Genomic DNA, 13,671 nt, shown 5'->3' on the forward strand with positions numbered 1-13,671 from the left:
CATGAAAACCAAGATCTGGACCGTGGTCCTCTTGGCCGCGCTGGCGGTGTTCCCGCTGGTGGCGCCAATGCTGGGCCTGGACTTCTACATTTCCTTCGTGCGGCGCGTGCTGATCTACGCGCTGGCGGCAACCAGCCTGAACCTCATCCTGGGGTATGGCGGCATGGTGGCCTTGGGTCACGCGGCGTTCTTCGGCGCGGGCGCCTACGCGGTGGGTATCCTGTCCATGTCGGGCGTCACGTCCGCCCTGGTGTCCTGGCCGGTGGCGATGTTGCTGGCGGGCGTGCTGGCCTGCATCACGGGCGCGATCTCGCTGCGCACGCGGGGCGTGTACTTCATCATGATCACGCTCGCGTTCGCGCAGATGCTGTTCTACATCTTCATCTCGCTGCGCCAGTACGGCGGCGAAGACGGCCTGAATCTGCCGGGTTACTCGACCCTGCCGGGCATCGACCTCGCCCATGACGTCAGCTTCTATTACCTGGTGCTGGTGCTGTTCGCGCTGCTGATGTGGGCCTTCGGCCGCATCGTCGCCTCGCGTTTCGGCATGGCGCTGCAGGGCATCCGCGAGAACGAATCGCGCATGGAGTCCATGGGCTATCCCGTGTACCGCATCAAGCTCATGGCGTTCACGCTGAGCGGCGCGGCGGCGGGGCTGGCCGGCGCGCTGCTGGCTAACCACAACCTCTTCATTTCGCCCAGCCTGATGCATTGGACCCAGTCGGCCAACCTGCTGATCATGGTGCTGGTGGGCGGCATCGGCCTGCGCTACGGCGGCGTGGCCGGCGCAGTCGTAATGCTGACACTGGAAGAAGTGCTGCGCCTGTGGACCGAATACTGGCACCTGCCCCTGGGCGTGCTGCTGCTCTGCGTGGTGTTTGGCGCGCCGCGCGGCCTGGTCGGCCTGTTCGGGCCGCTGTTCAGCGGGCGCACGGCGCCGCAATCCGGCAAGGTGGGCTCATGAGCAATCCGATGAATGCCACGACTGGCGCCACGACTGGCGTTACTGCTGGCGGGACGCACGCCCTGCAGGCGCGCGGACTGGTCCGGCGCTTCGGCGCCCTGGTGGCCACCGACAACGTATCGCTGTCCCTGGCGCCAGGCGAGATCCACGCCTTGATCGGCCCCAACGGTGCGGGCAAGTCCACGCTGATCCACCTGCTGTCGGGCACGCTGTCCGCCGATGCCGGCACGCTGGAAGTCGACGGCCGCGACGTCACCGCGATGAACGCGCACCAGCGCGTGGCCGCGGGCCTGTCGCGCTCGTACCAGATCACCAACATCTTCAAGCAGTCCAGCGTGCTGGATAACCTGGTGCTGGCGGTGCAGGCCCACGCCGGCAGCAGCTTCCGTTTCTGGAAACCCCGCGCGGCCGAATCGGCGCTCTATGAACAGGCGCGCGAACTGGCCCGCGAGTGCGCCATCGACGCCAGTCTGCTGGATCGCGCCGCGGGCACTTTGCCGCACGGCGAACAGCGCAAGGTGGAATTCGCGCTGGCGCTTGCCGCCCGGCCCAAGGTGCTGCTGCTGGACGAACCCATGGCGGGCATGGGACCCGACGAGACCGTCCGCCTGACCGAACTGATCGAATCCTTGCGGGGACGCGCCGCCATGCTGCTGGTTGAACACGACATGCAGGCGGTGTTCCGTCTTGCCGACCACCTGTCCGTGCTGGTGTACGGCCGGGTGATCGCCTCGGGCACGCCGGACGAGATCCGCGCCAACCCTGAAGTGCGCCAGGCCTACCTGGGCGACGAGGAGACCGTCTGATGCTGACCATCGAATCGGCCAAGAGCGGCTACGGCGCCAGCCAGGTGCTGTTTGGCGTCGACCTGGAAATCGGGGCGGGGCAGGTCGTGACCTTGCTGGGCCGCAACGGCATGGGCAAGACCACGCTGCTGCGCACCCTGTTCGGCCAGTTGCCGCTGCGCGGCGGCAAGATCCACTTTGCGGGCCAGGACATCAGCGGATGGAGCTCGGACCGCATCGCGCGGGCCGGCGTCGCCATCGTCCCGGAAGGGCGCCAGTGCTTTCCCAACCTGACGGTGCGCGAGCACCTGACGGCGTTTGTGGCCGCGCGCAACCCGGATATCGGCGAACCGTGGACGCCCGATCGCGTGTTCGCGCTGTTCCCCCGGCTGGCCGAGCGCGCCCGCAACATGGGCAACCAGTTGTCGGGCGGTGAACAGCAGATGCTGGCCATCGGCCGCGCGCTGGTGACCAACCCCCGGCTGCTGATTCTGGACGAGGCTACCGAGGGACTGGCGCCGAAGATCCGGGAAGAAATCTGGAATTGCCTGGCCCAGCTGCGCCAGGCCGGGCAGACGATCCTGGTGATCGACAAATATGTCGAAAGGTTACTCAGTCTGGCCGACCGCCACGTCATCCTGGAACGCGGCAAGGTGGTCTGGACCGGCGACTCCCAGGCCCTGGATGCCGACCGCGGCCTCTGGGAACGGTACCTGGGCGTCTAGCCAACGTGTAGTAATAAAGCTGCAATTGGGGTCCGCGAGACGTAACAATCGTTGATATAAAACGCAATAAAAGACGATATATATTGCTGCGGTGAAACTTAAGGTGTCTCGAACGCATCCAGACGTTTGCACCTGTATCAATAAACCCCCCTGGCATCTACACTAGCCGCGCCGGTCGCCCGCATGAGGCGCCGGCATTCAGGCTCATGGCTCATAAGGCGGGGCAAAGCACGGCAGGGCGCCTCGTACGGTCAGCGCGCCCGATCTGCGTCCCCTTTACGCGTATGGCATCGCAACAGGCTGTCAGGAAGACTTTGCATGGCGAAATGGGGATTGCGCAGGAAATCACTGATGGCGCTGCTGTTGGCGTGTCTGGTCGCCTTGGCGCCAGCCGCGCTGATCGGCTGGCAGGTGCTGGACGGCGTCCGCGAGCACTTTGGCCGCGCCTTTTCCGACAACTTCACGCAGTTGAACCGCCAGCGCATCCTGGCGCCGGTGTCGCGCGAACTGGCGCTGTCGCAGCGCCTGGCCGACAGCGAGGTTACGCGCCGCTGGCTTCGAAATGAAAACGATCCCGCCGCGCGAGAGCTGTTCTTCCGCGAGGCCGACGGCTACCGGCGCGACCTCCTGGGCGGCGCGTATTTCATCGCCAGCGCCATTTCCGGCAACTATTACTTCAACGACGACAAGCCGCTGTCCGAGACGCTGCGCTATACGCTCAGCCCGAGCGCGGCCGACGACGGCTGGTTCTACGCCACGATCAAGTCGCCGGCCCGCTACAACATCAACGTCAACCCGGACTTGAAGATCAAGACCACCAAGGTCTGGATCAATGTGCAGATCCGGGACGGCGACAAGGTTATCGGCCTGACGGGCGCGGGCCTGGACGTGGGCGGGTTCCTGAAGGAATTCGTGAACAGCGGCCAGCCCGGCGTCACGCCCATCATCGTGGACGAGGAAGGCGCGATCCAGGCGCACATGAACCCCGCGCTGATCGCCTACAACTCGGGCGCGGCGGGGGCGGGCGGCAAGGGCATGGTTTTTGGCCTGCTGGACGAGGGCGGGGGCCGTGCCGACTTGCTGTCGGCCATGCACGCCGCCCAGGCGAACCCGCAGTCGGTGCAATCGGCCTGGGTCAAGTTGGACGGTCTGCGCCAACTGGTGTCGGTTGCATACATGCCGGAACTGCATTGGCACGTGCTGACCGTGGTCGACCTGGGCGCGGCCCGCGTGCTGGACACCGGCTGGCTGTGGCCGGCGGCCATTGGCCTGGTGGTGCTCTTTGCCGCGATGCTGCTGTGCTTTGGCTACGCCATCGAGCGCCTGATGCTGCGCCCCTTGCGCCGCCTGCAGCAGTCGGCCCGGGCCATCGCCGACGGCAGCTACGACGTGCGCCTGCCGCCGGGCGGCCAGGACGAGATCGGCGACCTGAGCCGCGCGTTCGGCGTGATGGCCGACAAGGTGCGCAAGCACACGGCCGAACTGGAAACCAAGGTGCGCGAACGCACCTCGGCGCTGGAAGACGCGAACCGCGCCATGGCCGCGGCGCACAAGAAGATCGGCGATTCCATCGACTACGCCAGCCTGATCCAGCGCGCGATCCTGCCGGACCGCCAGTTGACCCAATCGCTGGGCGCCCACCATTTCGTGCTGTGGAAGCCGCGCGATGTGGTCGGCGGGGATTTCTACGTATTCCGCGAGGACGGCGCCAACTGCCTGCTGGGCATCATGGACTGCGCGGGCCACGGCGTGCCCGGCGCGTTGATGACGATGCTGGCGCGCGCGGCGATCGATCTGGCGATCACGGAAGTGGGACCGGGCGATCCCGCAGGCATTCTGACGCGTACCGACAACGCCATCCGGGCCATGCTGGCCGACGCGCAGTTGCCCCGGGCCCTGGCAACCAATACCGACGCGGGGCTGGTATATATTGACCGGCAAGCCGGCAGGCTGCTGTACGCAGGCGCGAAGATCAGTCTGTACGCAAGCGACGGTGAAAGCCTGCATGAGGTGCCCGGCGGCCGCCGTGCGCTGGGCGACAAGCGTATGGGGGTTTACGAGAACAACACCTTGCAGATGGAGCCGGGCTGGACGTATTACCTGGCCACCGACGGTTTCCTGGATCAGGCGGGCGGCGAGCACGGGTTCGGCTTTGGCAATACGCGCTTTGCCGACATGCTCAAGACACACGCCCGCCGGCCGTTAACCGAACAGGCGGCCGCATTCAGCCAGGCGCTCGCCGAGTACCAAGGTGGCCGGCCCCAGCGCGACGACATCACCTTGCTGTCTTTCCGTTTCGAATAATCGTTATCAAGGCGGTACCCTCCATGAATGCCTCCGATCTTTACGCGTTGGGCGCGCGATTCGACCAGAACCGCACGCTGTTGTGTTTCAACGGTCCGATCTCGCGCAGCCTGATCGAGGAAATTGGCAATGCGCTGAAGAACTACCTGAACGCCGAGCACGTCCGGCCCGCTGAAGCCATGGATGTGTTCTCGGTCTACATCGAGATGATCCAGAACATCCGCCAGTACGCCGCGCAGAACGGCGACGTGGACGCCTCCGCCACGGTCGTGATCGGCCGCCGCGACGAAAGCCGCTATGTGGTGTCGGCGGGCAATCTGGTCAGTGAGGAAGACGGCCACAGCCTGGTGGCCCGTATCCAGGAACTGGCCGCGCTGGACAAGCCGGCCCTGAAAGCCGAATACAAGGCACAGCTGCACAAGCCGCGCACGCAAGGCGTCGCGTCGGGCGCGGGCCTGGGTCTGATCGACATCGCGCGCCGCGCCGGCGCTCCGCTGGAAGCCAGCCTGACCCCCGCCGCACAGCCGGGCAAGGCCTTCTTCAGCCTGAGCGTGGTGGTCTGAGGACGCGCGCTCAAAAGGATTATTTTCGGAGTATTTGATGAAAGACCTGAACATTCCCGGGACCCAGTCCACGCCCGCCATCACCGCCGACGCTGCCGCCGGCGTGCTGGCGATGCGCGGCGACTCCTACCCCGAGAATTCCTTCGAACTGTTTGGCCCGGTCATCGAATGGGTCGAGTCGTACCTGCAGGATCGCGACACGCCGCTGAAGCTGGAGCTGGAACTCCTGTACCTGAACACCAGCAGCATCAAGTCCGTCATGGACATCTTCGACGTGCTGGAGGCCGCGCACCGCAAGGGCCGCGAGGTCGGCGTCACGTGGTTCTACGACATGCGCAACGAGCGCGTGGGCGAGCTGGCCGAAGAGTTCAAGGAAGACTGCACGTTCCCCTTCTCGGTGGTCGGCCGTCAATGAAGCCGGGCGCCGCCGAACTCGATCAGCGCATCGCCGCATTGCTGGCGGATCCGGCCTATGCCGGCCATCCGCTGCGTGACGCGCTGGAAGCGCTCTGGCGGCACACCGAGGAACAGATGGCGCGCATTCAGCGCGTCACGCAGCTTTCGGACGCCTATCAAAGCATGGCGCACGAACGCGAACTGGGCCTGTGCGACCAGTTCGACCGCCAGTTGCGCCGCTTGACCCGCATCGCGCGGATCTCGGATCACTACCAGAGCATGATGCGCGACCTGAACCGCGCGCTCGAGGAAACGTCCAGCCGCGATCCGCTGACGGGCCTCCTGAATCGTCGCGCGCTGATGGAGATGATCAAGCAGGAAGTCCAGCGCGCCGCGCGCAGCGGCGACAGCTTTGTCGTCGCAATGCTGGACGTGGATCACTTCAAGGCCGTGAACGATCGTTTCGGCCACGAGACGGGCGACCGGGCGCTAGTCGAACTGGCCGGCGTGCTGGTCGAAAGCCTGCGCGAATACGACCTGTGCGGCCGCTGGGGCGGCGAGGAATTCCTCGTTCTGCTACCCCATACGCACCCGGACGCGGCGCAGGCGGTCATGGACCGGCTGGTCAGTGATGTGCGGGGGCTGGCGGTGGCGGCCGGGGACGACGTCCTGCGGCTGACGGTCAGTATCGGCATGGCGTATCACCAGTTGGGCGAAACGTTTTCGGAGACGCTCAGCCGGGCGGATCAGGCGTTGTATCTGGCCAAGCAGGACGGTCGCGATCGCGTCGCCCTTGGTTTTCCGAGGCGCTGAATGAAACCGGAACAGCTGTTATCCGGGTTGGAGCCCCTTATGCTTGATTCTCATCTTGGCGATTCGGAGTCGAATCCCCAAGGCGCCGCGTGGCATGTGGGCAATTACCTGACGTCGATGGACCGCGCGCTGCTGCTGTTCGACTTCGACGCAGCGGGCTCTTTGTTGAACGGCAATACCAATTTCCTGGCCGCGGTGGGTTATTCCCATGAAGAGGCCCTGACGCTGCGCCACGAGCTGCTGTGCGACAGCATGGACGAAGGCCGCGGCACGCGCAGCGGCGAACAGGTCTGGGACCGGCTGCGCCGCGGCCAGCATTTTTCGGGCACCTGCCGCTACCGCAAGAAGGACGGCAGCTCGCTGTGGATCGAGGCGACCTATCTGCCGCTGCTGAACGACGCGGGCGAGGTCGGCCGCGTGACGGTCATCTCGCGCAAGTCGATCGCGGACGCCGAACGCCAGGAAGAAATCCGCCTGCTGATGCTGGGCATCAACGAGACCGGCAACGCGGTGGCGGTGTCGGGCGCCGATGGCCGCATCGTTTACGTGAACGATGGCTTCCAGCGCATGCTGGGGTTTTCGCGCGGCGACTCGCTCAATCAGGACCTGGGCGAGCTGCTGTCCGGCGGCCGCGCCGACGGCGGCACGCGCGAGGAACTGCATCGCCGCATCGCCTGTCGCGAGGGCTACCACAAGGACGTGCTGGTCTATGACCGCGGCGGCAAGCCGCTGTGGGTGTCGGTGATGGCAAACTCGGTGTTCGACGAGCGCGGGACGCTGGTCAACATCGTGGACGTGCTGACGGACATCACGCCGACGAAGGTGCACGAGGTGCTGCAGCGCCGGGTGCTGCAGGCGATGGTGAACGAGGCCTCGGTGGTCGAGGTCATGAACATGGTGTGCCGCGAGGTGGAACGCCTGGCGCCGGAAGTGGCGGCCTCGGTGGTCCGCGTGGACGACGCGGGCCTGTTGCGCCCGCTGGCGGCGCCGAGCCTGCCGCAGGGCTATTCGGACGCGCTGGAAGGCGTGCCGATCGGCCCGCAGGTGGGCGCGTGCGGCACGGCGGCGTTTCTGGGCCGCCCGGTGATCGTGCCGGACATCGCGACGGATCCGCTGTGGGACGATTACCGCCATCTGCCGCTGCCGGAGGAATACAAGGCGTGCTGGTCGTCGCCGATCAAGTCGAGCGATGGCCGGGTGATCGGGACGTTCGGCTTCTATTTCCGCGAGCGCCGGCTGCCGGATGATTTCCATCATCGTCTGGTGGATGTGTGCGTGTATCTGTGCGCGCTGGCGCTGGAACGCGAGGAAGCCCGCGCCCGCATCCGCCAGCTGGCTTTCTATGACGAGCTGACGGGTCTGCCGAACCGCAATCTGCTGCTGGCGCAGGCCGAACAGGCGATTGCTCGCGCGGAGCCGGAGCGCAAGCGGGTGGCGGTGCTGTTCCTGGATCTGGACCGCTTCAAGCAGGTGAACGATACGCTGGGCCACCCGATCGGCGACGCGCTGCTGCGAGATGTGGCGCAACGTCTGCGCCGGTTGGCGCGGGCGACGGACATCGTGGGCCGGCTTTCCGGCGACGAGTTCGTGATGCTGATGCCGGAGTTCGAACATGGCCGCCTGACTGCGGCCGCCGAACACATCCTGGTGGCGCTGGCGCAGCCGTTCTCGGTGGGCGGCATCACGCTGAACCCGTCAGTGAGCATCGGCATCAGCGTGTTCCCGGAAAACGGCCGGGACATGGATACGCTGCTGCGCCATGCGGATATGGCGATGTATCAGGCGAAGACGGCGGGGCGCAATCGCATTTCGTTCTTCAGCGCTGAGATGAATCGTCAGGCGCAGGAGCGGCTGGCGTTGGAAGCGGCGTTGCGGGATGCGCTGGAAGCCAAGGCATTGCGTCTGCATTACCAGCCGCAAGTGGGCTTGAAGAACGGCAGTCTGTACGGGGTGGAAGCGCTGGCGCGCTGGCGCCATCCGACGCTGGGCGACATTTCGCCGGTGCGGTTTGTGCCGTTGGCGGAAGAGTGCGGACTGATTGGCGATCTGGGCGACTGGGCGTTACGCGAAGCGTGCTCGCAACTGGCGATCTGGCGGAACAACGGTTTGCGTGTTCCTTCGGTGTCGGTGAACCTGTCGGCGACGAATTTCCACAATCTGAACCTGCCGCGGATGATTGCGGCGACGTTGGCGGAATTCGGATTGGCGCCGGCGGATTTGATGCTGGAGATTACCGAGGGCGTTGTTCTGGATGCCACGGCTGGGACGCTGCGCACGATCGCAGAGTTGCATCGACTGGGCGTACGGCTTTCGATGGATGACTTCGGGACGGGGTATTCGAGCCTGGGTCACTTGCGGCGGTTGATCGTTGACGAACTGAAGCTGGATCGCAGTTTCGTGCAGGGGTTGGAGAGCGATGATGCGGCTCGGGCGCTGACTAGTGCTGTGATTCGGATCGGGGAAAGCTTGAGTCTGCCGGTTGTGGCGGAAGGCGTCGAGAACGAAGAGCAGCGGCGGTTTCTGATCGAGCAAGGGTGTGCTGCGGGGCAGGGGTTTCTGTTTTCGCCGCCGTTGCCTGCGGGGGATCTTGAGGAGTGGTTGCGGGCTCGGGGGTGATTGCCATCTTGCTGGTGAACTGAATTTTGTTGGCTGGCGATGGGAGCTTCGTGTCGGCTCGCTGGAGGCTGCGGGTGGTTCCGGCATCGTTGGTTCTTAAGGCGTCCGGCACGGTGGCGTCCCGGGGCGCGCGGGGCCACGATTGCGGTCCGGAGCCTTCGCTCCGGACTGCCCCGTCGTCATCTTCGTCCAGGCCTTCGGCCTTCCCTTCAGATTCCCTCGGGCTTATCGACGCCCCGCGCACCCCGGAACGCCACCGCACCGGACTCTGGCAATTCAAGTCTTCAGGCAGTTGGGGCGGTCGGCGTGCTTGGCGTTTTTGCGCAGAGACCTTCGGGCTAGAAGCATCTTGCGCTGCCCGTCTCCGATCGGCCGCGCGGGCGGCCTCCAGAGACTTACGCGGTGTCTTGCGTTGTGGCGATTATGCTTCGCGCGTAGGTGGCGCTTTGGTGTCTGACACCCGCATAGATGGGCTACAGGCTTGAAGGGTGCTTCCAGGGTGTCAGACACCCATCTTGGAGAAGGCGCTCGTTTTTTGCCGAGTACCCGACGCCAGCGGATTCGTAAGACTGATTCAGGTGTCAGACACCCACGCGAGCACGGCTCGCTGCTAATCGTCACTTGAACTCCAGTGCCCGATGGGCGGCGCGAGTACAGGTCGGCAAGCTGTGGCAGACGGTCGCCGCGCGCCGCCCATCACCGCTTACCCCCCCGGTGATGCTGGACCTCCAGAACCCCAATCCCCGCAAGCGCGCAAGCGACCACCCCCACGACGACCCAAAATGCGTATGCCGATCGTGGCCGCCCGCGCGGCCGCGACTCGGCGGGCCCCGCAAGTCTCGTCCCTGACCACGGCTCTAGCAGCGCCCCGAATCATGCACACCGCAGCGCCTCGGTGCGGGCGACAGGGGGCCGAGCGCCGTCGATGCGCCCGAGGGAATCTGAAGGTAGCCGAAGGCGGACGAAGATGACTAAGGGGGGGGCCGCCTAGGCAAGGCCGGAGCGAAGGCTCCGGACCGCAATCGTGGGCGCTCGGCCCCCTGTCGCCCGTGCCGAGGGGCGGCAGAAGAACACATCAACCGCCAAACCAAAGCCACAGCCAATCAGGGCCACAGTCAAAGCCGGCTCGACGCCACGCGGCCCACACCTACTCGCGCGCCGCCGCTCACACCCAATCCTCCAATCGTCCCCATTTCCCCACCCCCTCCAGCATCACTAAATACTTTCCCTCATTTGCACACCCACCACTTCCGATATATATTTCAAGCCTAAACTATCCAGACCTAAATATCTGCGGCTTCCGCTCCAGCATCAAGAGCGACTGTCGCGTACTTGGAGCGTATACGGCAATGAAGATAGTCTGCATCGGCGGCGGTCCCGCCGGCCTGTATTTCGGTCTGCTCATGAAACTGCAGAACCCCGCCAACGAAGTCACCGTCATCGAACGCAACCGTCCGTATGACACCTTTGGCTGGGGCGTGGTGTTCTCCGACGCCACCATGCAGAACTTGCGTGAGGCCGACCCCGTTTCGGCTCAGACCATTGGCGATGCGTTCAACCATTGGGATGACATCGACATCCATTTCAAGGGCCGCAGCATCCGCAGCAGCGGTCACGGCTTCATCGGCATTGGCCGCAAGAAGCTCCTGAACATCCTGCAGGCCCGCTGCGAAGACGTGGGCGTGAAGCTCGTGTTCGAGAACTTCGTCCAGGACGACCAGGCCATTGCCCGCGAGTACGATGCCGACCTCGTCATTGCCTCGGATGGCATCAACAGTCAGATCCGCACCCGGTACGCCGAGACGTTCCACCCCGACATCGACCAGCGCCGCTGCCGCTTCGTGTGGCTGGGCACCAAGAAGGTCTTCGATGCCTTCACCTTTGCTTTCGTGCAGACCGAGCACGGCTGGTTCCAGGCGCATGCCTACCGGTACGAGGACGGCATGTCGACGTTCATCGTCGAGACGCCGGAAGAAACCTGGCAGGCCGCCGGCATCGAGCAGATGAGCCAGGAAGAGGGCATCGCCTATTGCGAGAAGCTGTTCGCGCCCTGGCTGGACGGCAATCCGCTGATCAGCAACGCGTCGCACCTGCGTGGCTCGGCCATCTGGATTCGTTTCCCGCGCGTCATCTGCAACACGTGGGTCCACTGGAACAAGCTTGACACCGCCCGTGGCGAGCGCCGCGTGCCGGTCGTGCTGATGGGGGATGCCGCGCACACCGCGCACTTTTCCATCGGTTCGGGCACCAAGCTCGCGCTGGAAGACGCGATCGAACTGGCGCGTTGCCTGAGTGGCGCGGAAGGCAGCGTCGAGGCCGGGCTGCATCACTACGAGGAAGTGCGCAGCGTCGAAGTGCTGAAGATCCAGAATGCCGCCCGCAACTCCACCGAATGGTTCGAGAACGTCGAGCGCTACGCCGATCTGGAACCCGAGCAGTTCGCGTATTCGCTGCTGACCCGCTCGCAGCGGATTTCGCACGAGAACCTGCGCCTGCGCGATCCGGCCTGGCTGGAAGGTTTTGAGCGCTGGATCGCGGAACGCGCCGGATCGGCCACGCCCGAGGGCCGGCGTCCGGCCATTCCGATGCTGACGCCTTACCAGGTGCGCGGCGTGCGGCTCAAGAATCGGATCCTCGTGTCGCCGATGGCCATGTATTCGTGCACGGACGGCGTGCCGGGCGATTTCCATCTGGTTCACCTGGGGGCGCGCGCCATGGGCGGCGCCGGGCTCGTCATGGTGGAGATGACCTGCGTGTCGCCGGACGGCCGCATCACGCCGGGGTGCCCGGGGCTGTGGAACGACGAGCAGCAGCAGGCGTTTGCCCGCATCGTGAACTTCGTGCACGGCAACAGCGATGCGCGCATCGGCATGCAGTTGGGCCATGCCGGCCGCAAGGGGTCGACGCAGCTTGGCTGGCAGAAGATCGATCATCCGTTGGCGGAGGGCAACTGGCCGCTGGTGTCGGCATCGGCGCTGCCTTACATCGAGGGCGTGTCGCAGACGCCGCGCGCCATGACGCGCGCCGACATGGATCAGGTGCGCGACAACTTCGTGGCTGCGGCGCGCCGCGCGGCCGCTGCCGGCTTTGACTGGCTGGAGCTGCACTGCGCGCACGGCTACCTGCTGTCCAGCTTCATTTCGCCGCTGACCAACCAGCGCGACGACGAGTACGGCGGCAGCCTGGAAAACCGCCTGCGCTTCCCGCTGGAGGTTTTCCATGCGGTGCGCGCCGTGTGGCCCGAAGACAAGCCGATGTCGGTGCGGATCTCGGCCAGCGATTGGGTGGAAGGCGGCATCACCGCGGACGATGCGGTCGAGATCGCGCGTCACTTCAAGGCGGCGGGCGCCGACATGATCGACTGCTCGTCCGGCCAGGTCAGCAAGGAAGAAAAGCCGGTGTACGGCCGGATGTTCCAGACGCCGTTTGCCGACCGCGTGCGCAATGAAGCCGGCATCCCGACGATTGCCGTGGGCGCCATCTTCGAGACCGATCACGCCAACGGCATCATCGCCTCGGGCCGGGCAGACCTCTGCGCGCTGGCGCGTCCCCATTTGGCTGACGCCTCCTGGACGCTGCGCGAAGCGGCGCGTGTGGGCTATGTTGATGTTTCGTGGCCGAGCCAGTATTTCGCCGGCAAGCGTCAGCTTGAAACCAACTTCGAACGCGCCGCCGCCATGGCGCAACTGGATATCAAATGAACGCACAACCGCAACCGCTCGCCGGGCGTCACGCCCTGGTGACGGGGGGCGCGCGCGGCATCGGCCTGGGCGCCGCCCGGGCGCTGCTGCAGCGCGGCGCCCGCGTCACGCTGCTGGGCCGCGACGGCGGCGCGCTGGAGGCCGCCACCGACGAGCTGGCCCGGCTGGGTCAGGTGCAGGCCGTCAGCGCGGACATCGCCGACGAAGCCTCGGTGCGCGCGGCCTTTGCGCAGGCTGAAGCCGAGTTCGGCCCGGTGCTGATCCTGGTGAACAACGCGGGGCAGGCGGTCAGCCAGCGCTTTGACCGGACCGACGCCGCGCTGTGGAATCAGATGCTGGCCGTCAACCTGACGGGCACCTTCCACTGCATCCAGGCCGCATTGCCCGGCATGCTGCAGGAAAAATGGGGCCGCGTGATCAACGTGGCCAGCACGGCGGGGCTGATCGGCTATGGGTATGTAAGTGCCTACTGCGCCGCCAAGCACGGTGTCATCGGCCTGACGCGTTCGCTGGCGCTGGAAACGGCGCAGAAAGGCGTGACGGTCAATGCGGTGTGCCCCGGCTATACCGAGACCGACATCGTGCGCGGTGCCGTCGCCAATATTGTCGAGAAGACCGGCATGACGCCGGACGCCGCCCGCCTGAAACTGGCCGAGCGCAACCCGCAGGGCCGCCTGGTGCAGCCCGAGGAAGTGGCCGAGACGGTCGCGTGGCTGGCGCTGCCGGCCTCCGCATCCATCAACGGTCAGGCGATCGCCGTCGACGGCGGCGAAGTGATGACCGGCTGAGGCCGGCGTTCAATCC

Annotated in this window: 10 protein-coding genes; all 10 read left to right on the forward strand. The window is 65.5% G+C overall.

Annotated features, from left to right (window positions below):
* The first annotated feature begins 1 nt into the window (after position 1).
* Positions 2-964 (forward strand): branched-chain amino acid ABC transporter permease, encoded by a 963-nt coding sequence (locus CLM73_RS02720; RefSeq protein ID WP_056564595.1) that lies wholly within the window; start codon positions 2-4, stop codon positions 962-964.
* An 8-nt stretch (positions 965-972) separates the two neighbouring features.
* The gene (locus CLM73_RS02725; RefSeq protein WP_105237217.1) at positions 973-1,770 is read left to right on the forward strand and encodes an ABC transporter ATP-binding protein; all 798 of its coding nucleotides are present in this window, start codon (positions 973-975) and stop codon (positions 1,768-1,770) included.
* Positions 1,770-2,474 carry an ABC transporter ATP-binding protein gene (locus CLM73_RS02730; protein WP_105237218.1) on the forward strand — a complete coding sequence of 235 codons (705 nt, stop codon included), beginning with the start codon at positions 1,770-1,772 and terminating at the stop codon, positions 2,472-2,474. The genes CLM73_RS02725 and CLM73_RS02730 overlap by 1 nt, the downstream gene beginning before the upstream one ends.
* A 318-nt stretch (positions 2,475-2,792) precedes the next feature.
* Positions 2,793-4,778: a biofilm regulation protein phosphatase SiaA gene (gene siaA / locus CLM73_RS02735; RefSeq protein ID WP_199778241.1), complete on the forward strand. Its 1,986-nt coding sequence runs from the start codon at positions 2,793-2,795 to the stop codon at positions 4,776-4,778.
* Between the two features lie 23 nt (positions 4,779-4,801).
* Complete coding sequence (gene siaB, locus CLM73_RS02740; RefSeq protein ID WP_105237220.1) at positions 4,802-5,341, forward strand: biofilm regulation protein kinase SiaB; 540 nt, start codon at positions 4,802-4,804, stop codon at positions 5,339-5,341.
* Positions 5,342-5,378: 37 nt separating this feature from the next.
* Positions 5,379-5,756 carry a biofilm regulation phosphoprotein SiaC gene (gene siaC / locus CLM73_RS02745; protein WP_056564583.1) on the forward strand — a complete coding sequence of 126 codons (378 nt, stop codon included), beginning with the start codon at positions 5,379-5,381 and terminating at the stop codon, positions 5,754-5,756.
* Complete coding sequence (siaD, locus tag CLM73_RS02750) at positions 5,753-6,550, forward strand: biofilm regulation diguanylate cyclase SiaD (RefSeq protein WP_105237221.1); 798 nt, start codon at positions 5,753-5,755, stop codon at positions 6,548-6,550. Before siaC ends, siaD begins: the two co-directional genes overlap by 4 nt.
* Positions 6,551-6,589: 39 nt before the next feature.
* Positions 6,590-9,166, forward strand: coding sequence for an EAL and GGDEF domain-containing protein (locus tag CLM73_RS02755; protein WP_234015799.1), 2,577 nt, complete (start codon positions 6,590-6,592; stop codon positions 9,164-9,166).
* 1,349 nt (positions 9,167-10,515) lie between these two features.
* Positions 10,516-12,867: a bifunctional salicylyl-CoA 5-hydroxylase/oxidoreductase gene (locus tag CLM73_RS02760; RefSeq protein WP_105237223.1), complete on the forward strand. Its 2,352-nt coding sequence runs from the start codon at positions 10,516-10,518 to the stop codon at positions 12,865-12,867.
* Entirely contained in the window at positions 12,864-13,655 is a 792-nt protein-coding gene (locus CLM73_RS02765) for an SDR family NAD(P)-dependent oxidoreductase (protein ID WP_105237224.1), read from the forward strand. Before CLM73_RS02760 ends, CLM73_RS02765 begins: the two co-directional genes overlap by 4 nt.
* Positions 13,656-13,671: the final 16 nt, after the last annotated feature.

The organism is Achromobacter spanius (assembly GCF_002966795.1).
GTDB lineage: Bacteria > Pseudomonadota > Gammaproteobacteria > Burkholderiales > Burkholderiaceae_B > Achromobacter > Achromobacter spanius_D.

What these genes read in the sequence shown, in the direction of transcription:
- CLM73_RS02720 (WP_056564595.1), top strand. Translation starts at nt 2, where the DNA reads ATGAAAACCAAGATCTGGACCGTGGTCCTCTTGGCCGCGCTGGCGGTG.
- CLM73_RS02725 (WP_105237217.1), top strand. Translation starts at nt 973, where the DNA reads ATGAATGCCACGACTGGCGCCACGACTGGCGTTACTGCTGGCGGGACG.
- CLM73_RS02730 (WP_105237218.1), top strand. Translation starts at nt 1,770, where the DNA reads ATGCTGACCATCGAATCGGCCAAGAGCGGCTACGGCGCCAGCCAGGTG.
- siaA (WP_199778241.1), top strand. Translation starts at nt 2,793, where the DNA reads ATGGCGAAATGGGGATTGCGCAGGAAATCACTGATGGCGCTGCTGTTG.
- siaB (WP_105237220.1), top strand. Translation starts at nt 4,802, where the DNA reads ATGAATGCCTCCGATCTTTACGCGTTGGGCGCGCGATTCGACCAGAAC.
- siaC (WP_056564583.1), top strand. Translation starts at nt 5,379, where the DNA reads ATGAAAGACCTGAACATTCCCGGGACCCAGTCCACGCCCGCCATCACC.
- siaD (WP_105237221.1), top strand. Translation starts at nt 5,753, where the DNA reads ATGAAGCCGGGCGCCGCCGAACTCGATCAGCGCATCGCCGCATTGCTG.
- CLM73_RS02755 (WP_234015799.1), top strand. Translation starts at nt 6,590, where the DNA reads ATGCTTGATTCTCATCTTGGCGATTCGGAGTCGAATCCCCAAGGCGCC.
- CLM73_RS02760 (WP_105237223.1), top strand. Translation starts at nt 10,516, where the DNA reads ATGAAGATAGTCTGCATCGGCGGCGGTCCCGCCGGCCTGTATTTCGGT.
- CLM73_RS02765 (WP_105237224.1), top strand. Translation starts at nt 12,864, where the DNA reads ATGAACGCACAACCGCAACCGCTCGCCGGGCGTCACGCCCTGGTGACG.